Below are 26392 nucleotides of genomic sequence, written 5' to 3'. Positions count from 1 at the left end.
CGCATCATCTTTTCAGGAAAGCGCCGGAGAAAACGGCAGGCGCGCACGCCCCGCCCGTCAGGGCTTCTTCGGCGGCAGCGGGGCGGTCGGCGGCGCGCCCGCCTGCTGCGACTTGCGCTCGGTGAGCTGCACGGTCCAGCTCTTCTGTTCCTGCGTGTCCACCTCGAAAAAGCCGGTGCGGTCATAGCCGCGCGCCAGGCAGTTCTCGATGCCGCGAATGGTGAACTCCTTCTCGCGCGTGCACATATAGGCCTTGCCGGCCCATTCCCCGCCGAGATCGTAGTCGATGGCGTAGACGTAATAGAAGCGCGCCACGAGATCGCCGCGCAGCAGCGTCTCGCAGCTGTTGGGGCCGATGTTCCACCAGCCCTCGGTCGCCCAGGCATTGCCGTCCTTGTAGCCGAGCGCAATGCCGATGCGGCTGGTCGAGCGGTTGCACAGGCGGAAATCCGCCGAGGCCGGCGTCGGCATCAGCGCAAGCAGCACCGGCGCCGCGAGGAGTACCGGCAGCAGCGCGCCAAGGGCGGCCCGGCCGGGCTTCCTGCCGGCGGCAGCGCTATTACTCGTCGACGAGGACCGCTCGGAAGTCATTGACGTTGGTGCAGGTGGGACCCGGGTTCAGCAGGTCTCCCAGGGGCTCGAAAAAGCTGGTGGAATCGTTATTGGCGAGAAAGGCGGCAGGATCGAGACCGGCGGCCTTGGCGCGCGCCAGCGTATCCGGCAGCACATAGGCGCCCGCCGGGTCGCTGGCGTCGCCGCCGCCGCCATCGGTGCCGTCGGTGTCGCCGGCCACCGCGTAGATGCCCGGCGCGCCGGCGAGCGCCACCGCCAGCGCCAGCGCGTATTCCTGGTTCGGGCCGCCGCGCCCCTGCCCGCGCATGGTCACGGTCAGCTCGCCGCCGGAGAGCAGCACCGCCTTCTTGCCGGCCGCCTTCAGCTCCTGCGCCTTTGCCGCCTGAGCGGCCGCGACCTCACGGGCCTCGCCTTCGAGATTGTCGCCCAGCAGCACCGGCTCGACACCCGCCTCGCGGGCCAGCTTCTCCGCCGCCACGAAGGAATCCGCCGGACGGGCGATGAGGATGTATTCGGAATTGGCGAAAGCCGCGTCGCCCGGCTTGGGCGATTCATTGGCCGGATCGCGCAGCGCCACCGCGATGGAGGGCGGCGGGTCGATGCGGTAGCGGGCCAGCACGTCGCGCGCCTCCGCCAGCGTGGTCGGGTCCGGCACGGTCGGCCCGGAGCCGATGACCGCCGGATCGTCGCCCGGCACGTCGGAGATGGAGAGCGTCACCACCTTCGCCGGCTGGGCCAGCGCCGCGAGACGGCCGCCCTTGATGCGCGAGAGGTGCTTACGCACGGTGTTGATCTCGGTGATGTTGGCGCCCGAGCGCAGCAGGGCGCGGGTCAGGGCGCGCTTGTCGTCCAGCTCGACGCCGAGCGCCGGGGCGATCCAGTTGGCCGAGGCGCCGCCGGAAAGCAGCACCAGGACCAGATCGTCGGCGGTCGCCGAGGCGGCGAGGTCGAGCGCCTTCTGCGCACCGGCGAGCCCGGCGGCGTCCGGCACCGGATGCCCCGCCTCGACCATCTCCAGCTGCCGGGTCGGGCGACCATAGCCATGGCGGGCGACGCCGATGCCGGCGAGCCGCTCGGGGTCGAAGCCGAGCTCGTCGAGATAGTGCTTCTCGGCGACTTCCAGCATGGAGCCGGCCGCCTTGCCGGCGGCGAGCAGGATCAGGCGGCCGCGCGCGGGCGGCGGCGGCAGGGCCGGAGGCAGACACGTCGCGGGATGGGCGGCGGCGACCGCCGCCGTGAACAGCCGATCAAGAAAGGCACGCGCCGAAACGTCCGTCATCACACCCTACCCCGCCCCGAAAGGGGCTCCCCGCCAGTGTCACCGGCCGGCCTTGCATTATTGCGCGCGAACGGGTTCGAATCCGCCGCACGACGCGAAACGGGCGTATTCCTATGGCACGGGGAGCCCCACGTCACTATCCTCTCCGTACTTAGTCGAAGCCCACGGGGAAATATGCGCCGCCTCTCGACGGAAGACCTTGCGACGGATGATCTCGCCGGAAGGGAACAGCCCGACCGTGCCGCACCGGGCTTCGCCGCCTTCGAGCGGATCCCCGGCGGGCTGGAGAGCGGCCTCATCCTGATCTGCGACCACGCCTCGAATGCGCTGCCCCCCGGCTATGGCTCGCTCGGCCTGCCCAAGGCCGAACTGGACCGCCACATCGGCTACGATATCGGCGCCGCCGGCGTCACCCGCATGCTGGCCCACCGGCTCGGCTGCCCGGCGCTGCTCACCCGCTTCTCGCGGCTGCTGATCGACCCCAACCGCGGCGAGGACGATCCCACGCTGGTGATGCGCCTTTCCGACGGCGCGGTGATTCCCGGAAACCGTCACGCCGCCGCGGACGAGATCGAGCGCCGGCTCACCCGCTTTCACCGCCCCTATCACGCCGCCATCGATGCGGAGATCGACGCCGCGCTGGAGCGGGGAATCGTGCCCGCCATCTTCTCCATGCACAGCTTCACGCCCGTCTGGCGCGGCGTGGCGCGCCCCTGGCACGCCGCGGTGCTGTGGGACAGCGATCCGCGCCTCAGCCGCGAGCTGATCGACGGGCTCAGGGCGCCAGGGGACCTCATCGTCGGCGACAACGAGCCCTATGACGGCGCGCTGCGCGGCGACTGCCTGTTCCGCCATGGCACGCTGCGCGGCCTCGCCCATACGCTGCTGGAGATCCGGCAGGACCTGATCGCGGAAGAGGATGGCCAGCGCCGGTGGGCGGACCGCCTTGCCGGCCTGCTGCCGGCACTGCTCGCCCGGCCCGAACTGCACGAAGTGCGCTCCTACGGCTCGCGCACCGGCCCTGTTCCGCCTATCTAGCGAAGACGGCGCCACGTCGCAGACGTCACACGCGCCATGCCGGGAGGCACACAATGAGCGAACTCGACGACAAGACCCGTACCGAGCTGGAAGCCGCCGCCTTCCGCCGCCTCGTCGCGCATCTGCGCGCGCGCACCGACGTGCAGAACATCGACCTGATGAATCTCGCCGGCTTCTGCCGCAACTGCCTGTCGAACTGGTATCTCGACGCCGCCAAGGAACGCGGCGTGCCGCTGACCAAGGACGAGAGCCGCGTGGCCGTCTACGGCATGCCCTATGAGGAGTGGAAGGCCACCTATCAGGCCGAGGCGACGCCCGAGCAGAAAGCCGCCTTCACCGGGCCGGGCTCGCACTGACCCCTCCTGCCATGTGCGGCCCGTCCGGCGCCGAACCCGCCCCTTTGCCAGTGGATAGCGGGCGTAGGCGGCGGCCCTGCGGCCCTCGGGCACCATCCGCGCCTTGACGGGCCGGCTCTGTTCCGTTCCTGATCGCCGCCCAATTTGTGTTCTAGACGCCGGGCTCCGCCCGCCGCCCTGGAGAGACCATGTCCGATATTCCCAACGACCAGCCGCTGTCCGACGCCGCCGCCGGCTTCGCCAAGGAGCAGCTCAAATCCTTCATCGAGCGCATCGAGCGCCTCGAGGAGGAGAAGAAGACCATTTCCGACGACATCAAGGACGTGTTCGCCGAAGCCAAGGGCACCGGCTTCGACGTGAAGGCGCTGCGCGAGATCCTGAAGATCCGCAAGCAGGATGCCGACCAGCGGGCCGAGCATGAGGCGATCGTCGATCTCTACCTGCAGGCGCTGGGCATGGTCGGCTGAGGCCACCGCTCTCCGGCACGATCGCTGCCGCCGAACAAAAAGCCCCGGGAACAGGCCGTTCCCGGGGCTTTTTGTTTGATGATCAGGTCGAAACGCCGCTCTGACGCCCGCGCGATGGCGGGCGTCGCCTCACAGGCGCTTCTTGATCGGCGCCGGCCCCGACACCATCGCCACCACCGGCACCGCGACGATCGCCGCCCCGGTGAACTGCGTGGTCGACAGGCCATTCGTGCCATCGGTGCCGAAATGCGTCTCCACCACCTGGCGCGGCGGCGCCACGAAGGCCGCGAAACGGTGCAGCTCCGGCGTGCGCAGGTTGACGTTGTTGGCCACCGTCGGGCCGCTGAACAGGCGACGGATCTCCGCCAGCATGTCCGCCGAGTGGCTGCGGCGCTTGTTGCGCGCCTGAGCGGCGGCCGCCGGGGTCGGACGGGCGGCATCGGCCGCGCCGGCCGGCGCGCGGCCGGGCTGGAGGCGCTCGGACGGGAAGAGCGGGGCGGTGGCGTCCGCGTAGGAGAGCGCCGGGCCGGCGCCGTCGGTGCCGCGCACGATGAGCTCGGGCAGGCCGCCGGCGTCGCCGGGACGGGCCTGCGGCCGCGGCACGGGCGCACCGGCGCTGGCGACCACCATGGTCGCGTCTGGCGCCTGCGCGGGACGCGCCTGCGGCAGCGGGACGGCGGCGGCGAGCGCCGCCAGCTCCGCGCGGTTGTCGGCCGGAGCCGGGATCGCGGCGGGTTCGAGGGCCGCGACGCGCGACAGCGGATTGGGCTGGGGACGCGGCACCGGAGCGGCGGAGGCGACGGCGACGGGCGCCGCAGGGGCTTCCTCGTCATCCACGGCCGGGGCGGCCGCCGGCGCCGGCTTGGCGGGAGCGGCAGCCGCGACGACCGGGGCGGCGCTCTCCTCCTCGTCCTCATCCTTGCCGAACAGGGCGGCGAAGAGATTCTTGGCCGGCTTGCCGGACGCCGTGCCGCGGCTGTTCGAGGCGAAGGCGGCACCGGCGCCGCCGGCACGCGAGCCGTGCGATTCGATATCGGCGAGGGCCATCGCATAGCCGGACATCGGCTTGCCGTCGGCCGGGATGTGCACGGTCTTGCCGTCCGGGAACACGCGGGCGAGCTCGGGCCGGGTCATGCGCGGCCAGTGGCGCACGCCGCCGGTGTCCATATGCACGAAGGGCGAGCCGGAGGTGGGGTAGAAGCCGACGCCGCCGCGCTGCAGGCGCAGCCCGGCCTCGCGGACCTTCGCCAGCGGCACGCCGGGAATGTAGAAGTCCATCGCCTTGCCGAGCATGTGCTGGCTGGACTTGGCGACGCCGCGCGAGCGCGAGCGCAGCATGGAATTGGTCGCCGGGGAGCGGTAGCCGCCGATCACCTGGATCGGCTGCGTCGCGCCGACCTCGCGATAGACCTCCCAGACGATGTCGAAGAGCTGGGGGTCCATGTTGGTCGGCTCCTTGCGGCGCCAATCCTGCATGAGAATGTTGAGCTGCTTCAGCGCGGCCGGATCGTAGCGGCCGTTCCGCTTGAAGGTGACGGTGGCGCTGGCACCGGAATGGACGTGCTGGAAGCTCAGCGTGCGCGTGTCGCCGTTCGCGACGGCGTCCTGCAATAAATTCGCGCTGCACAGCGTCGCGGCCACGGCGAGCGCGACGGCGGCGACAGACTTTCCGGAGCGAAGAGCGAGATTGATGCGCACGAATCGGAACCCGAACTGAACGTTTCCTTGAGACGACACGGACAACACGTCCGGGCCGTACATGGTGAACATAGTCTTCTCGGGTTTGGTTAAGAGGTCATTACGACCTCACCCCCACGCCTATTGCCTCTCTGGCTAAGAAGCGACTGTGGCAAAAGAGTGCCGCACCGTCAAATTTTCGACAGCTCATCACACATCGGCGGATTTTTCTCTGATGCGTGTCAAATGAGCCACAGGCGACTGTGCACGCAGCCCCGCGAAGGCGCGCTACAGGCGCCTTCGCATATGCGAGAAACGAGGATGAGCCTTCCGCGCCAGCAGACGGCGTCAGCGCGGGCGGACCGCCGCGCCGCGATCGGCGACCCGCCGCGTGCCGTCGAGGCCGAGGATCGCCTTGGTCGCGGCGTTGGTGCCGTAGATATCCTCGCGGGTGACCAGCTGGCCGGTGCCGTCGACATAGGTGGTGAAGTAGACGAGGTGCACCGGGAAGCGCTGCTTGAGCGGCAGCGACTTCTCATTGCCCCCGACCAGCCGCGACAGCCGCTGCTGGCTCCACCCCTCGCCCGGCGAGCCGACGGCGAACAGCGCCTCGGCGAAGGCCAGCGGCTCGTGCACGCGCACGCAGCCATGGCTGAAGGCCCGGCGGTCGCGGGAGAACAGCGAGCGGCTCGGCGTGTCGTGCAGATAGACCGCGTGCTTGTTCGGGAACATGAACTTCATGCGGCCCAGCGCGTTGCGCTCGCCCGGTGCCTGGCGGAAGGAATAGCCCTGCGCGCCCCGGCTCCAGTTCACCGAGCCCGGATCGATGATGCGCCCGTTGCGCACCACGTCGATGCCCTGGCGCTCCAGCGCATAGGGGTCGGCCATCAGCTTGGGCAGCATCTCGTTGCGGATGATGCCGGGCGGCACGTTCCAGGACGGGTTGAACACCGCGTACTGCATGTTCTCCGACATGATCGGCGTCTGGTTCTCGGGCTTGCCGACGACCACGCGGGTCTCGTGCACGGCCTGCTCGTTGACGACGATGCGCACCATGTATTCGGGGATGTTCACCATCACATAGACCGGCGCCACGTCGTGCGGCACCCAGCGCCAGCGTTCCATGTTGGCCACGATGTCGTGGAGCCGGTCGCCACTGGCCCCGGCATTCAGCGCCGCCAGCGTGCCGCGGCCGACAATGCCGTCCGCGCTCTGGCCGGACAGGCGCTGGAACTCGCGCACGGCGTCCACGAGCATCGGATCGTAGACCGAATCCTCCGGCGCGCCGCCGATGCCGAGCCGCGCCCGCAGCAGCGGCACGCGCGGATCATTGTCGCCCGGACGCAGCGACGGACCCGGCGGGATCGCCGCGTGGGAGACCGCCTGACCCTCGGTCATCAGCCGCGCGAGCTGGGTCTTGAGCAGGCGATACTCGTCATATTGCGGGGCGAAGGATTCGAAGGCGGCGCGCGCATTGGGCGCCGTGCTCACCGTCGCCAGCACGGCGGCGGGGTCCGGAACGGTCGGGTTTGGATCGACGTCCTTGGAGATGATCTTCGGGTCGAAACGCCCGCTCTGCACATGGCGCGCATAGAGCAGCGTCGTCGCCGCGAGGCGCAGTTCCATTTCGGCGAGCTGCGTATCGCTCGGCGAGGCCGGCAGCGCCGGCACGAGGTAGTCCGCCGGGTTCAGCCCTTCCACCGCCGAGGCCGCGAACTGGTCGAGCGCGATCTGGCCGAGCGGGGCGATGCCCTTGCCGCCGGTGAAGACCGGCTGATAGCCCCGCGCGCCGTAGAAAGCCGCCAGCGCCTGCTGCTCTCCCACATTGGGGGTGAAGCGGATGAGCTGATTACCGATCATCTCGGTGAGGCGTGCCGGCACCGTGGCTCCCGGCGCGGCCGCGTCCGGAACGCTGGCGGCGGTGGGATGCGCGGCGCCGGGCGTCGCCGCCGCCGGAGCGGGAGTGGCGGGCGTCGCCGCGTTCCCGGAAGCCGCGCCCGGCGTCGCCGTGCCGGTGCCGGTCTCCGGCGCGCCGCGACCGACCGCCGGCTCGGCGGGCACATCCGCCTGCAGCGCGAAGGGGGCGGGCTCGGCATGCATGGCGAGCGCGGCGCCGGGCGCCGGTCCCACGCGGCGGCGCTCGCCGGCCATGTCGAAGGGGGCGTGGTCGTCGGCGACCACCGGCAGGGGCGAGGCCGCATGTCCGGTGTCGCGCATGCCGGCCGAGGACGAATCGAAGGCCGCCACGGTGTCGCCGGTGCCGCTGCCCGCGCGATCGACGGCGATGGCGGCGCCGGTCAGCTCCTGCGCCCGTGCCGTGAAGGGATTGCCGGTCAGCTTGCCGCTGAAGGTCGCCAGCCCCAGGCCCGTCGCCGCCGACAGCAGCAGCGCCGCCGCGCCCCTCAGGCGCCGCGTTCCCGAAGACTGCACGCCGTGGCTACGCCCCGCACCATACTCGCCGCGACCGGACATCGATGTCTCCGCTTCCTCTCTCACCACGCCGGACCGGCCGTAGGGACGCCCTTGGGTATCCAACTACATTCCAACGCGAACCCTCAACCGTTCAACTCACGATGACGGCAGAGTGTCCGAATCCGGCCGATCTCCAGCGCGCACCTTGCCCTGCGCGAGTAAAGGTCGTGTTAAGCATGTTCGTTCCGCGCGACATTGGGGAGAACGAAACGCGGGGCGCCCCGTCATCCCTTGCCGAAGATGCCGCGATTCCTATAATCCGCGCCTTTCCCGCGGGGGTACGAGCAAGAGAATGAGCGACCTGACGGCCGGAACGGCCACCGACCGGCGGCCCGTCGCCATCATCATGGGGAGCCAGTCGGACTGGGAGACCATGCGCCACGCGGCCGAAACGCTGCAGGCGCTGGGGGTCGGCCATGACTGCCGCATCGTCTCCGCCCACCGCACGCCCGACCGCATGTACGACTTCGCCAAGGGCGCGAAGGCGGCCGGCTACAAGGTCATCATCGCGGGCGCCGGCGGCGCGGCCCATCTGCCCGGCATGGTCGCCTCGCTCACCACCCTGCCCGTCTTCGGCGTACCGGTGGAATCGAAGGCGCTTTCCGGCCTCGACAGCCTCTATTCCATCGTCCAGATGCCCGCCGGCATCCCGGTGGGCACCCTCGCCATCGGCAAGGCCGGGGCGACCAATGCCGGCCTGCTCGCCGCCGCCGTCCTCGCCGTCTCCGACGAGGCCCTGGCCGAGCGGCTGGCGCAGTGGCGGGCGGCGCGCACCGCCGCCGTGACGGAGCGGCCCGAGTGAACGCGTCCTACATGCTGAAGCCCGGCGCCACCATCGGCATTCTCGGCGGGGGCCAGCTCGCCCGCATGATCGCCCTCGCCGCCGCCCCGCTGGGGCTGAAGGCGCACATCTACGCGCCGGAGGCCGGCAGCCCGGCCTTCGACGTGGCCAGCACCCACACGCAGGCCGCCTATGACGACCTCGCCGCGCTGGAGCGCTTCGCCCGGTCGGTCGACGTCGTCACCTATGAATTCGAGAACGTGCCGGTCTACACCGCCGATTTCCTCGCCGGCCACGTGCCGGTGCATCCGGGCGCGAAGGCGCTGGGCATCACCCAGGACCGGCTGGAGGAGAAGACCTTCGTCTCCCGCCTCGGCATCGAGACCGCCCCCTTCGCCGCGGTGAACAGCGTGGCGGAGCTGGAGCAGGCGCTCCAGGAGATCGGCCGGCCGGCGGTGCTGAAGACGCGCCGCTTCGGCTATGACGGCAAGGGACAGGTGATCATCCGCGAGGGCGACGATCTCGCCGCCGCCTTCACCGCGATCGGCCACCAGCCGGCGATCCTCGAAGGCTTCGTGCCCTTCGAGTGCGAGGTCTCCGTCGTCGCCGCCCGTACCGGGGACGGGCGCTTCGCCGCCTATGAGGTGACGCAGAACGAGCACCGCCATCACATTCTCTACCGCTCCACCGTCCCGGCCGAGGTAACCCCGGCCGTCGAGGCGGTCTCGCGGGAGATCGCGCGGCGCATCGGCGAGGCGCTCGGCTATGTCGGCGTGTTCGCGGTCGAGATGTTCCTCGTGGTGGTGGACGGCACGCAGGGCCTCATCGTCAACGAAATCGCCCCGCGCGTGCACAATTCCGGGCACTGGACGCTGGACGGCGCCGTCACCAGCCAGTTCGAGCAGCATGTGCGCGCCATCGCCGGCTGGCCCCTCGGCGCGGTCGAGCGGCTCGGCCGGGTGGAAATGACCAATCTCATCGGCGACGAGGCCGACGAATGGCTCGCCGTTCTCGACGAGCCCGGCGCCCACCTGCATCTCTACGGCAAGGAAGAAGCTCGTCCCGGCCGCAAGATGGGCCATGTGACGCGCATCTTCGAGGAGTGAACCACCGCCGCGCGCCGGCGGCGCACGCCGCCGGTCTCACGCGGCGCCGGTCTCACGCGAAAGTGCGGGTGCGTTATTGTAAGATCGCCACACCGGCCGGCGTAATGATGGGCATCGCAACGCTCACGGTCCGCCCATGCCCTTCCTGCGCGAGAATTCCGGCAAGCTCAGCCCCGAGAAGATCGGCGCGCTCGTCGTCGTCCTGTTTCCCCTTGCCCTGCTGGCCGCCCGTGCCCTGAGCGGCGGCTTCGCGCCGCAGGACCCTTTCGGGGTCGGCGGCGGATTGGGCGGCGGTGGGCTTGCAGGCGGTGGACTTCCAGGCGGTGGGCTGGGCGGCGGTGGATTGGGGGCCGGTCCCGGCCTCGGCGGTGGCGCCCTCGGGGAAGACCCGGCGCTGACCGCCCGGCCGCTGATCGAGGTCATCCGCTTCGTCGGCGACTGGGCGATCCGGCTGCTGCTGGTCACGCTGGCGGTGACGCCGGCGCGGCGGCTGTTCAACTGGCCGAAGCTCCTCAACGCCCGGCGCACGCTCGGCCTCGGCGCCGCCTTCCTCGTCGGCGTCCATTTCACCTTCTACCTCATTGATACCGCGAGCCTGTCGACCGCCGCGCGCGAGATCGTGCTGCGGATCTATCTCACCATCGGCTTCGCCGCCGTGCTCGGCCTGATCGCGCTCGCCGCTACCTCCTGGGACGGCGCGGTGCGGCGCATGGGCGCCGAGCGCTGGTCGCGGCTGCAGATGCTCGTCTATCCGGTGACGGCGCTCGGCATCCTGCATTTCTTCATGCAGCAGAAGCTCGACGTGACCGAGCCGACGCTGATGGCCGGCTTCTTCGTCTGGCTGATGGGATGGCGCGTGCTGCAACGCCATGGCTACGGTAGCAGCCTTGGTGCCCTCCTCGCGCTGGCCGCGTTCTCGGGCCTCGCCACGGCGCTTCTCGAAGCCGGGTGGTATCTCGCCGCGACAGGCGTCGATCCCGCGCGCGTGCTGGCGGCCAATCTCGCCTTTTCCTATTCCATCCGCCCCGCCTGGTGGGTCGCCGGCCTCGGAGCGGCCGTCGCCGTCGCCAGCGCCCTCGCCCTGCGCCTGCGCCCGCTGCCCGTTCGACGGACGGCACGGGCCTGAGCGCGCTTCGCCAGAGGTGACTCATGTCGGAAACACACCCGCCTCTCCCGCCCTTCACCCGCGAGACGGCAATCCAGAAGGTTCGCGGCGCCGAAGATGGCTGGAACTCCTGCAATCCCGAGCGCGTCTCGCGGGTCTACACGCCGGACAGCCAGTGGCGGAACCGCGCCGAATTCATCAACGGCCGCCCCGAGATCGTCGCCTTCCTCACGCGCAAATGGGCGAAGGAACTGGACTACCGGCTGATCAAGGAACTCTGGGCCTTCACCGACAACCGCATCGCCGTACGCTTCGCCTATGAATGGCACGATGATTCCGGCAACTGGTTCCGCTCCTACGGCAATGAGAACTGGGAGTTCGCCGAAGACGGCCTGATGCAGCGTCGCTACGCCTGCATCAACGACCTGCCGATCAGGGAAAACGAGCGCAAGTTTCATTGGGACCGCTCCAGTCCGCGTCCGGCCGATCATCCTGGATTGTCGGAGCTTGGCCTTTAGGAACTCCGATAAGCGCACATCAGGATGACACCTCTTCGAGAAGCCTCCGGGCTTCCGGGGCCGTCACCGCCGTCCAGCCCTCGAGCTGGTGGCGGAACCAGGTATCCTGCCGCTTGGCGTAATGGCGCGTATCGAGGATGGCGCCCGCCACCGCCTCATCCTGCGTGATCTCGCCGGCGAAACAGCGCCGGAACCACGGCACGCCATGCGCCTTGAGGATGGTCCGGTCGGCCGGCAGGTCGCGTGCCAGCAGGGCCCTCGCCTCCTCCGGCGCGCCTTCCTCCATCATCGCGTGGAAGCGCTCGGCGATGCGCGCGCGCAGCACCGTCCGGTCGGTGGCGAGAAAGAGCTTGAACGCCTGGTCCGCCGCCAGCACCGGAGGCTCGGCACGTTCGTCCTGCCAGAGCGCCAGCGGACGGCCCGTCGCCTCGAACACTTCCAGCGCGCGCATCAGCCGCTGCGTATCGGAGGGACGCAAGCGCGCGGCGGTCTCGGGATCGACGGCGACGAGACGCGCATGCAGGGCCGGCGCATCAGGAGCGAACGCACGCACGCGGGCCCGCACCTCGGCGGGAATGACCGGCATGGGCGAAAGGCCGAGCGTCAGTGCCTTGAAATAGAGACCCGTGCCGCCGACGAAGATCGGCAGGCGTCCCTCCGCCTCGCTTTCTGAAAGGACGCGCCGGGCGTCCTCCAGCCAGTGCGCGACGGAATAATCCTGCGCACCGTCGACATGGCCGTAGAGACGATGCGGCGCGCGCGCCTCCTCCCCGGCGGTCGGCCGGGCGGAAAGCACTCGGAGATCGCGATAGACCTGCATGGAATCCGCGTTGATGACGACGCCGCCCGCCCGTTCCGCGAGTTCGAGCGCCAGCGCCGACTTGCCGCTCGCGGTCGGTCCTGCAATAAGCACCGCGCGCGGGCGCGAAGCATTTCCGGTCACGCCCGTCTCCGCTTCATGGGTCTCATCCCGCCTTTTTGCCCGTCGCCGGCCCGGCGGCAAGGTCTCTGTCGCCGCAATGTCCGATCACGCTTCCCACGTCGCCGTCCTCATCTCCAATCCGGCCGCCCCGGCGGTCGATGCCGCGGTGATCGCCGCGGCCCGCTCGGCGCTGCCCGCGCCCGGCGAGGCCCGCCTCCTCAGCCCCGGCATCGCCGCCGAAATCGGCTTCTCCGGCTCCACCGACATCGACGCCGTGCGAGCGGCGCTGGGCGCGGTGCCCGTCGACGTCGCCCTGCTGCCGGCCGAGGGACGCCGCAAGCAGCTTTTCCTCGCCGACATGGATTCCACCATGATCGGGCAGGAATGCATCGACGAGCTGGCCGACTATGCCGGCATGAAGACGCATGTTTCCGAGATAACCGAGCGCGCCATGCGCGGCGAGATCGCCTTCGAGCCGGCGCTGCGCGAGCGCGTGGCGCTGCTCAAGGGCCTGCCGCTCGCCGTCGTCGACGAGGTGATCGCCGACCGCATCCGCCTCACCCCCGGCGGCACGGCGCTGGTGCGCACCATGCGGGCGAACGGCGCGCGCACCCTGCTCGTCTCCGGCGGCTTCACCCTGTTCACCGCGCGCGTCGCGGAGATGATCGGCTTCGACGCCCACCGCGCCAATGTGCTGCTCGCCGATGGGGAGAGCTTCGCCGGCCTCGTCGAGGAACCGATCCTCGGCCGCGAAGCCAAGCTGACCGCGCTGGTCGAGACGCGGCAGGCGCTCGGACTGCCCTACGACGCGACGCTGGCGGTGGGCGACGGCGCCAACGATCTCGCGATGATCGGCGAGGCCGGTCTCGGCGTCGCCTACCACGCCAAACCGGCCGTGGCGGCCGCCGCGCAGGTGCGCATCGACCATGGCGACCTCACCGCCCTGCTCTATCTGCAGGGCTACGCCGCCGACGAATTCATTACCGGCTGAGCCGCCTCACGGCGCCAGCGGCGGCGCCATGATCGGGCTCTGCAGCGGATCGGCCGGAATATCGACCGGCGGCCCCAGCGGCGGCGCGGCGCTACCCGGCGCGAGTTCTCCCGGCATCTGGGCGCCGGGCGCGGAATACTGCCCGTAATAATAGGACTGCGGCGCCGGACGCGATGGCGATGCGGCGGCCGGGGGCGAAGCCGGCGGCTGGGCGGGCGCTGCCGGCGCCGGCTCCTCGCGGCCTCTGCCGACAGCGGGATTGCCGGTCGCCTGCCCGCCATCGGTCAGCGGCGTACGCCCGAATTCCGCTTCCAGCCGCTTGGTTTCGCGGTCGAGCGCCCGCATGTTGATGGCCGCCGTCAGCGCGGTGATGTCGAAGCGCCGTTCCGGCGCGGCCAGCGGGCCACGCCATTGCACCGCCGCCGCCGGCACGGCGGGCAGTCCCCCCTGCGCCACATCCTGCAGTTCCAGCGTCGCCTCGAAGCCGAGCGCGGCAATGTCGAGCACGCCGGAAACACCGAAACGCTGCTCGCCGGCAGCGATCCGCGCCGCGCTGGTGCGCGCTACACCGTCAACGACGCTGATGGCACTCTCCACCCGCTGCAGCCGCAGTGGGCCGCGCGACAGCCCCTCATTGAAGAGCTGGACCAGCTTCTGCCGGTCGGGCGGCAACCCGCGATCGGTCGCCAGCATCACATATTGCAGGGCCGTCGGATCGTTATAGTCGATCTCCAGCCCCTCGATCGCCAGATTGCCCTGCCCCTGGAGGCGGCTCGCCAGCACGAAGGGCGAGTTGCCGCGTCCGGTGAGGTCCAGCGTCGCCGTCACCCGGCCGCGCACGCCCGGCTGCTTCGCCCCGGCGGCCGCCAGCAGCGCCGCGCCGTCGGCATTGGCCAGCGACAAGCGCCCGTCGAACTGGACGTTCTCGCCCTCGCGCCCGAGATTGAAGCGCCCGGCGAGGCTGCCGCCCGCCAGCTGGCCGGCGATCTCCTCCACCGCGAGGCGCCCGCCCGAAAGCTTGCCCCGCAGCCTGGCATCACTGAGCGCCAGACCGCCCGGCAGTTCGAACTGGCCGACGTTGAGCGCCAGCTCGGCCGCCAGCGTCGCGAGCATCGGCGTGCCGAAGCGCGTCTTCGACCAGCCCTCCCCGCCGGAGGCGCCGACGACGAGGCTGAGCGCCTGCGGCAGGCTCCATTTCGCCGTCGTCAGTTCCGCCCGCACCGGCTGGCCCGGCGCATAGGCGAGGCTGCCGTCGAGCCGCTGGCCGGCGATCGAGCCGGAGAGGCCGCGCACCCACCATGTCTCGCCGTCGCGGCCGAGGGCGCCCTTGAGGCTCGCCGGCACGGCGCGCGCGTCGCCCGACGCGACGTCGCTCAACAGCACGGCGAGGTTGGCGCCGTCGAGGGTGAGCGCGAGATCGGGCTGCACGCGTCCCTCGGCGTCCAGCGCGAGGCTTCCCTGCCCCCGCAGGCTCGCACCGCCGAGCGTCAGCGTCGCGTCGACGCGTTCGCCGAGATCGACGACCAGCCGCCCCGCCCCGAGATTGCCCCGCAGGCCGGGAACGCCGAGGCGCGAGAGCACCGCGCCGCCGTCCTTCGCGTCGAACTGAACGCGCCCCTGCGGCCGCCGGTCGGCACCGAAGCCGACCTTGCCCGCGCCCGACAGGCTGCCGAGCTGCCCGCCCGCCTCGACGCTGGTGCGTCCCGCCTCCGAGGCGAGCACCAGTCGCACATCGACCGGCGCCAGCATCGGGCCGGCCGAGGCGAGGAACGGCTCGATCTGCGTCAGGCCGAAGGCGCGCGCCAGCGCCGGCAGCCCTTCCGCCCGCTTGCCGGAAAGCTGCGCCTCGAAGCGGCCGTTGGCGCCCGCCTCGGCGCTGCCTAGAGCGGCAAGCCGGCCCGAGCCGGTCAGGTCCAACCCGGCGAAATCGTCGATGGCAAGACGCTCGATGCCCAGCCCCTCGGCGTCGCCCTTCAGGATCACGTCGACGCTCTTCGCATTAGCGCCGGCAAAGCGCACCTGCCGGCCGGTCAGGCTGAGGCCGAGGTCGAAGCGCTCGGTCCCGAGCCCGATCAGCCGCCGCGCCGAGGGCAGCAGCGCGTCGAGGTCGATATTGTCCGTCGCCAGAACGGCGTCGAGCCGGCCGCGCACGCCGTCCTGTGGCACGCTGTAAGCGGCGGTGCCGGTGAAATGGCTGTCTCCGGCGGTCAGGTCCAGCTTGTCGAAGGCGACGCGCGACGCGCTGGCGCTGAGCTCGCCGGCGAGACGCGCCGCGCCGGCCGGCAGGTTGGTGACCAACGCGCTCGCCTCCGGCGCCGCCCAGCCGGCGAAGGCCGGCAGGTCCTGTGCCTCCAGCACCACGGTTCCGCCGAACAGCGCCGCGTTCGGATCAGTCTTGCCCGCCACGCTCGGCAGGCTGCCGGAAAGCGCGACCCGCGCCCCGCCCGGCAGCCGGGCCTCGATGGTGCGTGCCCGCCAGCCGGCCGGGGACCAGTCGAGCCCCGCCTGTGCCTCGCGCATCGCCGCGCCGGCGAGCAGTACGGTGTCGCTGGTCAGGTCCAGCGTCCCGCTGATGGCGACCCCCGCCAGCGGGGCGATGGTCGCGGCCAGCGCATCGACGGCGGCCAGGGGCGCGGCACCGCCGGTCATCGCGTTGAGGTCGATCTGGCGGGCGGAGAGCTTCAGTTCCAGCCGGGTGTCCGGCTGCTTCTCGTTGCCGCCGGTGAAGCTGGCCATGCCCGTCAGCTCGACCGGGCGCTGCGCTCCTTCCAGCGTGAGGCTGAGGTCGCTGGCGCTGACCGCTTGCGGGCTTGCCTCCACCGTGCCGGCAAGGCTCCATCCCTTCAGCACGTCGGAGAAGGTCGGCACGGCCGGCGCCTTCCCGTCGGCGCCACGCAGGGCGGGCGCCGGATCGGTGGCGGCGGCAAGCGAGGCGCGGCCGCGGAAGCCCGGCTTTCCGCCGGCGAGGCTGAGCACGCCGTCGGCATCGATGCTGAAGGGCGAGCCGACATTCTGCACGCCGAGCCGCAGCTTCGCCGTGCCGTCCGGCGCGAAGGTCGCGAGCGAGGCGCGCAGCCGGCGGCGCACGCCGGCGGTCTCCACTTCGCCATCGAGCCGCGCCGGCCCCAGCGTACCGCCGAGTGCGCCGGTCAGGTCCATGTCGTCGAGCTTGAGCGTGCGCCCGTTGGCGCGGTCGACGAGTTCCAGCGTGCCGTCGCGGATGTCCAGTTCGGCGATGCTGAAGCCCGCGGCCCGCGTGGCCCCGGTGGGAAGAACGAACTTGCCGGTGGCATCGACCACCACGCGCAGGCGGGGCCGGGTCAGGGTCAGCCGGTCGGCGACCACCTCGCCGCGCATCAGCGCGCCGAGCGAGAGATGACCGGCAAGCTCCGCCGCCGCCATCCCCGTGCCGCCGCCGTCGACGCCGACCGAAACGTCGCGCAGCACGATGTGCGGCGTGGGCAGGATCTGCGCCTCGATGGGGCCGCGGATCACCACCGGGGCGCCGATGGCACGCGCCGCCTGCGCCTCGAAGACGGAGCGCCACTGCGTCCAGTCGACGACGAACGGCGCGGCAAAAGCCGCCGCGACGGCCAGTATGATGGCGCTCGCAATGGTCAGCAGCAGGTTCTGCACGCGACTCCTCCGGTCCACCCGCCCCGGCGCGCCCCGTCCCGGAAAGCGGGGCCGTCGAACCATCCTACGCTAGATTGTTGATATTTTTTGCATTCTCCGCGACACCCGCAAAGTGTCATTTGCGCCGCGGACGCCGTTTGGAAGGTCTCTTGGAGCCGGATCCCGCTCAGGGCAGGATCTTGCCCGGATTCATGATGTTGTGCGGATCGAGCGCCAGCTTGACGGCCCGCATCGCATCGAGCGTCGCCGTGCCGTGCTCGGCTTCCATGTATTTGCGCTTGCCCTGGCCGACGCCGTGCTCGCCGGTGGCGGTGCCGCCCATGGCGAGCGCGCGCTCCACCATGCGCGAGATGAAGTCCTTCGCCTTCGCGACCTCGTGCGGATCGTCCATGTCGACAAGGGTGACGGTGTGGAAATTGCCGTCGCCGACATGGCCGACGATGGGCGCGATCATGCCCATCTCCTCGATGTCGTGCTTGGTCTCGTCCACGCAGTCGGCGAGGCGCGACAGCGGCACGCAGACATCGGTCGCCAGTGCCTTGGCGCCCGGCTTCAGCGGCAGGCAGGCCCAGTAGGCGTCATGCCGTGCCTGCCAGAGTTTCGTGCGGTCCTCGGGTCGCGTCGCCCACTTGAACGCGCCGCCGCCATACTCGGCCGCGATCTCGCCGAAACGCTCGGCCTGCTCGTGCACGCTGGCCTCGGTGCCGTGGAACTCCACGAAGAGCGTGGGCTGCTCGACGAGATCGAGCTTCGAATAGGCGTTGCAGGCCCGCACCTGCACCTCGTCCAGCAGTTCGATACGGGCGACCGGCAGGCCGGACTGGATGGTGAGGATCACCGCGTCGCAGGCGGCGCGGATGGTCGGGAAGCCGCAGACGCCGCCGGAGATCGCTTCAGGAATGCCCGCGAGCCTGAGCGTCAGGTTGGTGATGATGCCGAGCGTGCCCTCGGCGCCGACGAAGAGCCGGGTGAGGTCGTAGCCCGCCGACGACTTCCTTGCCCGCCGCGCTGTGGTGATCACCTCGCCATTCGCCAGCACGGCGGTCACGGAGATCACGTTGTCCTTCATGGTACCGTAGCGCACCGCATTGGTACCGGAAGCGCGAGTGGAAGCCATGCCGCCGAGCGAGGCATCCGCGCCGGGATCGATGGGGAAGAACAGGCCGACATCGCGCAGATGCTCGTTGAGCTGCTTGCGGGTGACGCCCGGCTCCACCACGCAGTCGAGGTCCTCGGGGTGCACCGAAAGCACCCGGTTCATGCGCGAGAGATCGATCGAGATACCGCCCTTCGGCGCATTGATCTGCCCTTCCAGCGAGGAGCCGGTGCCGAAGGCGATGACCGGAACGCGGTATCGGGCGCAGCTGCGCACAACAAGTTGAACGTCCTCCGTGCTCTCCACGAAGACCACGGCGTCCGGTGCCTCGTTCGGCAGCCAGGTGACGGTGTTGGCATGCTGCTCGCGAATGGCGCGGCCGGTCGCCAGCCGGTCGCCGAAATGGGCGGAGAGCTCGGCGATGACTGCGCTAACCGCTTCGCCTGCCTTTTCCGTCGCGGGACGCGCCTGCAATACCTCGTTCATCCCGCTCTCCTCTTCTCGCTGCCTGCCGCTAACCACGCGGCGACCATCGCATATACCTTATCGGTGTCCGCCGCGACCCCCGCCTCCGGCGCCCCGCCGCGCAAAAGGCACGGCGATACCCCCGGATCGCAAGAATTCAGTCATTCAATCGCCATCAGGACAGGTGACGACTGCACTGAAAGTCGGCACAATGCTTGTCAATAAGGCAGAGCGGTCACGCGCTCGCGGTCGGGATGGTGTCATGCTGGACGGGATCGACTTCGAGCCCGTGTTCTTCGCTCCTTTTGTTTCGTCCGTGATGACGGTCGAGCCGAACTGGGGCGATCACCACGGGCAGCTCAACGCAGCCTATTACGGCCTGCTGTTCGACCGTGCGGTCGACGAGGCCGTCTTCCTCGTGGGTCTCGGCCCCCATCGGGTGGAGAGCCGCAGCGCCTCGTTCGTCACGATCGAGGCCCATCAACGCTTCCTGCGCGAGCTTCGCGTGGGACAGGAGGTGCGGGTCACGTTGCGCCTCGTCAACTACGACGACAAGCGCATGCATCTGTTCCAGGAACTGCACCATGCCCGCGAGGGCTGGATCGCGGCGACCTGCGAGCAGATCGCCCAGCATGTCGAGGCCGGCACCCGCCGTGTGGCGCCGTTCCCCGACGAGGTGCTGGAACGCCTCGCGCTGATGAAGGCCGCCCATGGCGCGCTGCCGATCCCGGAAGGGCTCGGTCGGCCGGTCAACATGCCGATCCGGCTGTCGTGAGCGGCGTTCCTTCCTGACGTCTCCTCACCGCCGACCGGCGGGTGTCTCGTTGCGCCCTGAATCGGCTGTCAGCTCCAGCGTCGTCCAGCCCTCGATGTCCCGCCGCCGCTTCAGCCGCAGCCCCTGCGCGCAATAGGCGGCCAGCGCCGCATTGGCGTGCGAGGGCAGCAACCCCGACAGCACCACCGTCCCGCCCGGCGCCAGCAGCCGGCGCAGTGGCCGGGCGATCGCCTTCAGCGGCGGCAGCAGGATGTTGGCGACGATGAGGTCGTAAGGCCCCTGCCGGCGGAACTCGCCCGCCCCGAGACCCGGCGCATGCAGGAAATGGATGTGCGGCGCGGCGCGGTTGGCCTTCGCATTGGCCTGCGCCGTCACCACCGCCACCCGGTCGATGTCGCTGGCGACGACCGGCGCATGGAACAGCCGCGCCGCCGCCATGGCCAGCACGCCCGTTCCGGTGCCGACGTCGAGCGTGCGCGCCGGACGGCGCTGCTTGCCATAGGCGGCGATCGCCGAGAGGCAACCCTTGGTGGTGCCGTGGTGACCTGTGCCGAAGGCGAGCGCCGCCTCGATCTCGATGCCGATGCGGCTCGGCGGCAGCCGGTCCCGGTCATGCGCACCATGGATGACGAAACGGCCGATCGCGACCGGCGCCAGTCCTTCCAGCGAGGAGGCCACCCAGTCCTTCTTGTCGAGGGTGAGGAACTCGGCCTTGTCCGCATGGTCCGGCGCCACGAGGCGGATCAGGTCGCGGACGCTGTCCTCGTCCGGCGCCTCGCCGAAATAGGCCTCCATCGCCCAGGACGCCCCCTCGGCGAGATCCTGCTCCTCGAAGGCGGCAGTCGCCACCTCGGCCGGATCGAAGCTCTCGGAGATGATGTCGGCGATGGCCCGCGCCTCATGCTCGGGCGCCTCCACGCGCATCACATGGGTGGCGCCATTGGGCGGCAGTCCTTCGAGCATTCGGCATTCCTCGCGGCGGATCGGTCGCGCTCTGTTAAGCGAGGAAGGCGCGGAACGCCAGCGCGTCGCCGCTCAGGCCGCCTCGACGAAACTGTCGACCACCTTCTTCTCGCCGGCCTTGTCGAACTGGACGGTGAGCTTGTTGCCCTCCACCGAGGCCACTTCGCCATAGCCGAACTTCTGGTGGAACACCCGGTCGCCGATGCCGAAACGCGACGATGCACCGGTGGACTTGGCGATCAGCTCGCCCTCGATGACCCGCCCGCCGCGCGCGCCCTCGCTCGCGGCATAGCGCGAGGGACGGTCCGAAAACCCGCCGCCGGAAGACCCGCCGCCCGATCTGGCCGCGCTCTGCGCCCGCTGCCAGCCCGGCGTCGAATAGCTCGAGCCGAAGGTCTCGGCCTGGTCGAAGCGGCTCGGCCCGTAGCCGTAGCGGCCGGCCTGGCCACCTCCCCAGCCCTGGCCGCCGCGCGATTCCGTCACCTCCACGTCCTTCTCCGACAATTCATCGAGGAAGCGGCTGGGCACGCTGGACTGCCAGAGGCCGTGGATGCGCCGGTTGGAGGCGAAGAACACCTTGGCCCGCCGCCGGGCGCGGGTGATGCCGACATAGGCGAGGCGGCGCTCCTCCTCCAGCCCGGCACGTCCCTGCTCGTCGAGCGCGCGCTGGTTGGGGAACACGCCCTCCTCCCAGCCGGGCAGGAACACGGTGTCGAATTCCAGCCCCTTGGCGGAATGCAGCGTCATGATGTTGACGGCGTCGCCATTGCCGCCGCCATCGACGTCCATCACCAGCGAGATGTGCTCGAGGAAGCCGATCAGGTTCTCGAACGGCTCCATCGAGCGCACGAGTTCCTTCAGGTTCTCCAGCCGGCCGGCAGCGTCGGCCGAGCGGTCCTTCTGCCACATCTCGGTGTAGCCGCTCTCGTCGAGCACGATCTCGGCCAGCTCGTGATGCGGCATGGTCGCCATCTGCTCGCGCCAGCGGTCGAACGCGCCGACGAGATCACGCAGGGTGAGGCGGACCTTGGGCTTCAGCTCCTCGCTGCCGACCAATTCGCGTGCCGCCTCGATCAGCGGCAATTGCGCCGCGCGGGCATGGTCATGGATCTGGCGCAGCGCCGCGTCGCCGAGGCCGCGCTTGGGTACGTTGACGATGCGCTCGAAGGCGAGGTCGTCGGCCGGCGAGGCGATGACGCGAAGATAGGCCAGCGCGTCTCGGATTTCCGCGCGCTCGTAGAAGCGCGGGCCGCCGATGACGCGGTAGTTCAGCCCCAGCGTGACGAAGCGGTCCTCGAACTCGCGCATCTGGAAGGAGGCGCGCACGAGGATGGCGATCTGCGCCAGCGCATGCCCCCCGCGCTGGAAGTCCTCGATCTCCTCGCCGATGGCGCGGGCCTCTTCCTGGCTGTCCCAGGCACCCGTCACCGTCACTCTCTCGCCGCTGGCTCCTTCCGAGAACAGCGTCTTGCCGAGCCGCCCCTCATTATGGGCGATGAGATGCGCCGCCGCGCCGAGGATGTGGCCGGTGGAGCGGTAATTGCGCTCCAGCCGCACCACCTTCGCGCCGGGGAAATCGCTCTCGAAGCGCAGGATGTTGTCCACTTCGGCGCCGCGCCAGCCATAGATCGACTGGTCGTCGTCGCCGACGCAGCAGACATTGCGCGAGCCCTGCGCCAGCAGGCGCAGCCAAAGATATTGCGCGACGTTGGTGTCCTGATACTCGTCGACGAGGATGTAGCGGAAGCGCCGGTGATAGTCGGCGAGCACGTCCGGATTCTCGCGCAGGAGACGGATGCTCTCCAGCAGCAGGTCGCCGAAATCGACCGCGTTCAGCGCCTTCAAACGCGCCTGATAATCGGCGTAGAGCTTCTGCCCCCGGCCATTGGCGAAGGCCGCCCCCTCGCCCGCCGACACCTGGTCGGGGCTGAGGCCGCGGTTCTTCCAGCCGTCGATGGTGTTGGCCAGCAGGCGCGCGGGCCAGCGCTTCTCGTCGATGTTCTCGGCCTGCAGCAGCTGCTTGAGCAGCCGGATCTGGTCGTCGGTATCGAGGATGGTGAAGCCCGACTTCAGCCCGACCAGCTCCGCGTGCCGGCGCAGCATGCGCACGCCGATGGAGTGGAAGGTGCCGAGCCACGGCATGCCCTCCACCTCCTCGCCGACCATGGCGTGGATGCGCTCCTTCATCTCGCGCGCGGCCTTGTTGGTGAAGGTCACGGCGAGGATCTGCGAGGGCCAGGCGAGGCCGAGCGAGAGGATGTGGGCGATGCGGGTGGTCAGCACCCGCGTCTTGCCCGTGCCCGCGCCGGCCAGCACCAGGACCGGCCCTTCGGTCGCCTCGACAGCCGCGCGCTGCTCGGGGTTGAGCCCGTCGAGATAGACACCGCTCCCGCCGGCCGACCGGCCGGGATTGGCCAGCGCCGCCGCGCGCGCGGCAATGCCACCGGGGCGCGGAGCAGGCGCCGGCAGATCGGCTGGCACATCGGCGGACCTGTCCGCCGAAGCGCGCTCCGGCAGGTCGAAAGGAATGTCGAACGGATCGCCGTCCGGCTGTTTACGGGGGTCGGCCAACGGCCTGCTCACAGTCATGTCACGTGATTCTTGGAGGAACAAAATGGCACCGGCATGCCCATTTGGCGAGGGCGGCACCGAAATCGCGTTTCGCCTCACCTTTTACGGGCGCGGCAGCACCATCGCCGTCGGGCCGTCGGGCTCGGGCGGAATCCCGAACCATTTCTGATGAATCCGTGCCAGCGTTCCGTCCCGCTTCATCTTCGTGATGGCGGCATCGATCGGCTCGGTCAGGGGAGAATTCCGCGCCAGCATCAGCGCGTAGCGCTCATCGCTCGGCACGCGCGCCACCACGGCGAGATCGGAGCGCCCGAGCAGGCGGTAGAGCAACGCCGGGATGTCCCCGACATGCGCGTCGACGCTTCCCTCGCCCAGCCACGCCAGCCCTTCGTCGAGCCCTTCCGCCTTGCGGATGGCGGCGATGCCGAGCCGCTCCTTGTTCGCCGTCACCCACAGGTCGCTCGTGGTCTGCGGAATGACGCTGACCGTCCGCCCTGCAAGGTCGCCGAGCGAGCGGATGGGAGAATTGCGCATCACCACCACCCCCTGCGTCGTCTCGTAATAGGGCTGGGTGAAGTCGAAACGGCCGACGCGCGGCGCCACAATGCTGATGGTCGACATGGCGAGGTCGATCCGGCCCTCCTCCAGCGCCGGAAACATCTCCCCGAACACCATTTCGTGGATCACCACCTTCCGCCCGATCTGCGCGCCGATGGCTTCGACCAGATCGACCTCGAAGCCGACCACCGCGCCTGTCCCGTCACGGAACTGCCAGGGCTTGTTGTCGAGATAGGTGCCGACCCGCAGCTCGGAATCCGCCCGCGCGGGCGGTACGGCGGCGGGCGCGCCAAAGGCCAGCGCGAGCGCCGCGGTCAGGATACGCATGATCACCCGCGATGCGACGACCATGGCTCCTCCCATGCGCCCGCAGCAATTGACGTCATCCCCGTTCGCGCCGATGCTGGCGCAATCGCCAACATTCGTCCAGCGAGCCCCCATGTCGAACGGCCTTTATCTGATGACCGCGCTCGCGGGCGCGCTCTACGTGCTGTCGCCGGGGCCTGCCTTCCTCGCCTTGTTCTCGCTGGCGGCGACGCATGGGCGCCCGGCCGGCGCCCGCTTCGTCGGCGGACACCTGATCGGCGACGTGGCCTGGAGCGCCCTCGCCTTCGCCGCCATCATCGGCGTGAACCAACTCGGCCCGACGCTGTTCGACATGCTCGGCATCTTCTGCGGGCTCTATCTGTGCTGGCTCGGCGCCAAGGCGCTGATGTCGCGCGAGGGCGCGGCAGCGCCGGCCGGCTCCAGCCGTCCGCTGATGACCGGCGTGCTGTTCGGCCTCACCAATCCGAAGGCCTACCCGGTCTCGGTAGCGATGTTCACGGCGCTCACGGCGCAATACGCCTCCGGCCTCTCCTGGGATGCCGCCCCTCAGCTGCTGCTGGCGGCGTTCGCCGGCTTCATCGTCGCGGACATCATCCTCGTCTGGGCCGCCGGGCTGGCGCCGGTGCGGCGCGTCTTTCTGCGCCACGGCCTCCTCATTACCCGCCTCGTGGGCGTGATGTTCATTGCCTTCGGCGCCAAATCGCTGGCCGATGCCGGGCGCGGCATCGCCTCGCGCAACTGACCGGCGACGTGCCTGCGAGACCCGAGTGACGTGATGTTCGAAGCCAAGTTCCAGACCTTTTCCGACGCCGCCGCTCCCTCCCTCGGTACGGCAAGACTCAAGCTGCTGCGGGCGGAGCTGGAACGGCGCGGGCTGGACGGCTTCATCGTGCCGCGCGCCGACGCGCATCAGAACGAATATGTCCCGCCTTGCGACGAGCGCCTCGCCTGGCTGACCGGCTTCACCGGCTCGGCTGGCGTCGCCGTCGTGTTGCGCGACAAGGCCGCTATCGTCGTGGACGGACGCTACACGCTGCAGGCCGCCGATCAGGTCGACACCGCCTCCTTCGAGGTCGTCCCCCTCGCGGAGACCACGCCCGAGCGCTGGCTGGAGAAGAACCTCCCCGCCGGAGCACGTTTCGGCTACGACCCGTGGCTGATCACGGTGGACGGGGAACGCAAGCTGCGCCAGTCGGTTGCGGCGGCCGGCGGCACTTTGGCCGCTGTCGAGGGCAACCCGGTCGACGCGGTATGGACCGATCGGCCGGCCGCGCCGCTCGCGCCGGTCATGCTGCGCGAGGCGGCACTGGCCGGGGAGGCGGCGGCGGACAAGATCGCCCGCGTGCAGGCGGCCCTCGCCGAGCAGAAGCTCGATGCGCTGGTGATCTCCGATCCGCATTCGGTCGCCTGGATCTTCAATATCCGCGGCGGAGACGTCGCCTTCACACCCCTGCCGCTCTCCTGGGCTCTCGTGCCAAAGGAGGGGCGCCCGACCCTGTTCGTCGACGGACGCAAGCTCTCCAATACGGCGCGCGATGCCCTCGCGCAGGTGGCGGAGATCGCCGAGCCGGTGCTGCTGGAGCGCGCGGTGGAAATGATCGCCGGTTCCGGCGCTACCCTGCGGCTCGATCAGGCGACCGCTCCCGCCCTTCTCGCTGCGCGCATCGAGGCGGCGGGCGGCAAGGTTTCCTCCGGCCCGAGCCCGGTCGCGCTGATGCAGGCGGCGAAGAACGCGGCCGAGCTCGCCGGCATGCGCACCGCCCATCTGCGCGACGGCGCGGCGCTCGCCCGCTTCCTGGCCTGGTTCGATGCCGAGGCGCCAAAGGGCACGCTGACCGAGATCGACGCCGTGGCGGCTTTGGAAACCTTCCGCCGCGAAACCGGCGCGCTGAAGGACGTTTCCTTCCCTACGATCTCCGGTGCCGGCCCGAACGGGGCCATCGTGCACTACCGCGTCACCGAGGCGACCAACCGGGCGATCCACCCCGGCGAACTTTTCCTCATCGATTCCGGCGCGCAATACGAGGACGGCACCACTGACGTGACGCGCACCATCGCTGTCGGCGTGCCGACGCCAGAGATGCGCGACCGCTTCACCCGGGTGCTCAAGGGCCACATGGCGATTGCGCGCGCCGTGTTTCCGCTCGGCACCTCCGGCGCGCAGCTCGACCCCTTCGCCCGGCAGTTCCTCTGGGCCGCCGGGCTCGATTTCGAGCACGGCACCGGTCACGGCGTCGGCGCCTATCTCTCTGTGCATGAGGGGCCGGCACGCATCTCCAAGCTCGGTACGGTGCCTCTGGCGCGCGGCATGGTGCTCTCGAACGAGCCCGGCTACTACAAGACCGGCGCTTACGGCATCCGGCTGGAGAATCTTGAGATCGTTGTCGATGGCCCCGCCGTCGAGGGCGCCGAGAAGACGCTGCTGGCCTTCGAAACGCTGACGCTCGCGCCGTTCGACCGGCGGGTGATCGAGACCGCGCTGCTCACCGCTGACGAGATCGCCTGGCTGGATGCCTATCATGCACGTGTGCTGGCATCGGTCGGCCCGCTGGTGGACGAGGCGACCTGCGACTGGCTGCGCGCGGCCACCGCTCCGCTCGCCCGCTAGCGGGATCGCGGCAGCTCTCTTACCGCGGCGAATACCGCAAGCATTCGGGCCGGCGCATCCTCTAATGTGCTTGGCGGTTTAATGGAACCATCGCCAGCGGCCGGCGTT

At 70.1% G+C, this 26392-nt stretch carries 21 protein-coding genes; 11 read left to right on the top strand and 10 right to left on the bottom strand.

Features of this window, described 5'->3' with window-relative positions:
* Window positions 1-57 precede the first annotated feature (57 nt).
* The gene (locus tag FO470_RS16745) at window positions 58-591 is read right to left on the bottom strand and encodes a DUF1036 domain-containing protein (protein WP_144344133.1); all 534 of its coding nucleotides are present in this window, start codon (window positions 589-591) and stop codon (window positions 58-60) included.
* The gene (locus FO470_RS16740) at window positions 560-1852 is read right to left on the bottom strand and encodes a glycerate kinase type-2 family protein (RefSeq protein ID WP_144344132.1); all 1293 of its coding nucleotides are present in this window, start codon (window positions 1850-1852) and stop codon (window positions 560-562) included. The genes FO470_RS16745 and FO470_RS16740 overlap by 32 nt, the downstream gene beginning before the upstream one ends.
* Window positions 1853-2026: 174 nt before the next feature.
* Between FO470_RS16740 and FO470_RS16735 the strand changes: the two genes are divergently transcribed.
* The 3 genes from FO470_RS16735 to FO470_RS16725 all read left to right on the top strand — a co-directional run bounded on the left by FO470_RS16735 (window position 2027) and on the right by FO470_RS16725 (window position 3713).
* Entirely contained in the window at window positions 2027-2890 is an 864-nt protein-coding gene (locus FO470_RS16735; RefSeq protein ID WP_144344131.1) for an N-formylglutamate amidohydrolase, read from the top strand.
* A 53-nt stretch (window positions 2891-2943) separates the two neighbouring features.
* Window positions 2944-3246, top strand: a complete 303-nt coding sequence (locus tag FO470_RS16730; protein WP_144344130.1) for a DUF1244 domain-containing protein — start codon at window positions 2944-2946, stop codon at window positions 3244-3246.
* Window positions 3247-3434: 188 nt separating this feature from the next.
* Entirely contained in the window at window positions 3435-3713 is a 279-nt protein-coding gene (locus FO470_RS16725) for a DUF2312 domain-containing protein (protein WP_144344129.1), read from the top strand.
* 129 nt (window positions 3714-3842) lie between these two features.
* Here FO470_RS16725 and mepK read toward each other — a convergent pair whose 3' ends face one another.
* Both mepK and FO470_RS16715 read right to left on the bottom strand, forming a co-directional pair.
* Complete coding sequence (mepK, locus tag FO470_RS16720) at window positions 3843-5411, bottom strand: peptidoglycan L,D-endopeptidase MepK (protein WP_144344128.1); 1569 nt, start codon at window positions 5409-5411, stop codon at window positions 3843-3845.
* A gap of 327 nt (window positions 5412-5738) precedes the next feature.
* On the bottom strand, window positions 5739-7862 hold the full coding sequence (locus tag FO470_RS16715; RefSeq protein WP_144344127.1) for a L,D-transpeptidase family protein: 2124 nt from the start codon (window positions 7860-7862) through the stop codon (window positions 5739-5741).
* A gap of 292 nt (window positions 7863-8154) precedes the next feature.
* Between FO470_RS16715 and purE the strand changes: the two genes are divergently transcribed.
* The 4 genes from purE to FO470_RS16695 all read left to right on the top strand — a co-directional run bounded on the left by purE (window position 8155) and on the right by FO470_RS16695 (window position 11372).
* Window positions 8155-8664, top strand: a complete 510-nt coding sequence (gene purE / locus FO470_RS16710) for a 5-(carboxyamino)imidazole ribonucleotide mutase (protein ID WP_144344126.1) — start codon at window positions 8155-8157, stop codon at window positions 8662-8664.
* 11 nt (window positions 8665-8675) lie between these two features.
* Window positions 8676-9749, top strand: a complete 1074-nt coding sequence (locus FO470_RS16705) for a 5-(carboxyamino)imidazole ribonucleotide synthase (RefSeq protein WP_186292015.1) — start codon at window positions 8676-8678, stop codon at window positions 9747-9749.
* A 136-nt stretch (window positions 9750-9885) separates the two neighbouring features.
* Entirely contained in the window at window positions 9886-10875 is a 990-nt protein-coding gene (locus FO470_RS16700) for a protein-methionine-sulfoxide reductase heme-binding subunit MsrQ (RefSeq protein ID WP_144344124.1), read from the top strand.
* 23 nt (window positions 10876-10898) lie between these two features.
* Window positions 10899-11372 (top strand): nuclear transport factor 2 family protein, encoded by a 474-nt coding sequence (locus FO470_RS16695; RefSeq protein WP_144344123.1) that lies wholly within the window; start codon window positions 10899-10901, stop codon window positions 11370-11372.
* A gap of 19 nt (window positions 11373-11391) precedes the next feature.
* Here FO470_RS16695 and miaA read toward each other — a convergent pair whose 3' ends face one another.
* The gene (gene miaA / locus FO470_RS16690; protein WP_186292003.1) at window positions 11392-12315 is read right to left on the bottom strand and encodes a tRNA (adenosine(37)-N6)-dimethylallyltransferase MiaA; all 924 of its coding nucleotides are present in this window, start codon (window positions 12313-12315) and stop codon (window positions 11392-11394) included.
* Between the two features lie 76 nt (window positions 12316-12391).
* Here miaA and serB point away from each other — a divergent pair, with 76 nt between their 5' ends.
* Window positions 12392-13285 (top strand): phosphoserine phosphatase SerB, encoded by an 894-nt coding sequence (serB, locus tag FO470_RS16685; protein ID WP_144344121.1) that lies wholly within the window; start codon window positions 12392-12394, stop codon window positions 13283-13285.
* A gap of 6 nt (window positions 13286-13291) precedes the next feature.
* On the opposite strand, the gene FO470_RS16680 is transcribed toward serB, so the two are convergent.
* Both FO470_RS16680 and FO470_RS16675 read right to left on the bottom strand, forming a co-directional pair.
* Complete coding sequence (locus FO470_RS16680; RefSeq protein ID WP_144344120.1) at window positions 13292-16921, bottom strand: AsmA family protein; 3630 nt, start codon at window positions 16919-16921, stop codon at window positions 13292-13294.
* A 166-nt stretch (window positions 16922-17087) separates the two neighbouring features.
* Window positions 17088-18503: an FAD-binding oxidoreductase gene (locus tag FO470_RS16675; RefSeq protein WP_144344119.1), complete on the bottom strand. Its 1416-nt coding sequence runs from the start codon at window positions 18501-18503 to the stop codon at window positions 17088-17090.
* Between the two features lie 241 nt (window positions 18504-18744).
* Here FO470_RS16675 and FO470_RS16670 point away from each other — a divergent pair, with 241 nt between their 5' ends.
* Window positions 18745-19257 carry a thioesterase family protein gene (locus tag FO470_RS16670; RefSeq protein ID WP_144344118.1) on the top strand — a complete coding sequence of 171 codons (513 nt, stop codon included), beginning with the start codon at window positions 18745-18747 and terminating at the stop codon, window positions 19255-19257.
* A gap of 24 nt (window positions 19258-19281) precedes the next feature.
* Here FO470_RS16670 and FO470_RS16665 read toward each other — a convergent pair whose 3' ends face one another.
* The 3 genes from FO470_RS16665 to FO470_RS16655 all read right to left on the bottom strand — a co-directional run bounded on the left by FO470_RS16665 (window position 19282) and on the right by FO470_RS16655 (window position 23700).
* Complete coding sequence (locus FO470_RS16665; protein ID WP_144344117.1) at window positions 19282-20220, bottom strand: 50S ribosomal protein L11 methyltransferase; 939 nt, start codon at window positions 20218-20220, stop codon at window positions 19282-19284.
* 72 nt (window positions 20221-20292) lie between these two features.
* On the bottom strand, window positions 20293-22809 hold the full coding sequence (locus FO470_RS16660; protein WP_186292002.1) for an ATP-dependent helicase: 2517 nt from the start codon (window positions 22807-22809) through the stop codon (window positions 20293-20295).
* A gap of 84 nt (window positions 22810-22893) precedes the next feature.
* Complete coding sequence (locus tag FO470_RS16655) at window positions 22894-23700, bottom strand: substrate-binding periplasmic protein (protein WP_159599916.1); 807 nt, start codon at window positions 23698-23700, stop codon at window positions 22894-22896.
* 88 nt (window positions 23701-23788) lie between these two features.
* Between FO470_RS16655 and FO470_RS16650 the strand changes: the two genes are divergently transcribed.
* Together FO470_RS16650 and FO470_RS16645 are read left to right on the top strand one after the other, a co-directional pair.
* Window positions 23789-24418, top strand: coding sequence for a LysE family translocator (locus FO470_RS16650; protein ID WP_144344114.1), 630 nt, complete (start codon window positions 23789-23791; stop codon window positions 24416-24418).
* A gap of 33 nt (window positions 24419-24451) precedes the next feature.
* Complete coding sequence (locus FO470_RS16645) at window positions 24452-26284, top strand: aminopeptidase P family protein (protein ID WP_144344113.1); 1833 nt, start codon at window positions 24452-24454, stop codon at window positions 26282-26284.
* Window positions 26285-26392: the final 108 nt, after the last annotated feature.

The sequence above is a fragment of the Ancylobacter moscoviensis genome, assembly GCF_007559435.1.
In the GTDB taxonomy this organism is placed as follows: Bacteria; Pseudomonadota; Alphaproteobacteria; order Rhizobiales; family Xanthobacteraceae; genus Ancylobacter; species Ancylobacter moscoviensis.
Note: the sequence above shows the minus strand (reverse complement) of the source record. Positions and strands in the feature narration are given on the sequence as shown.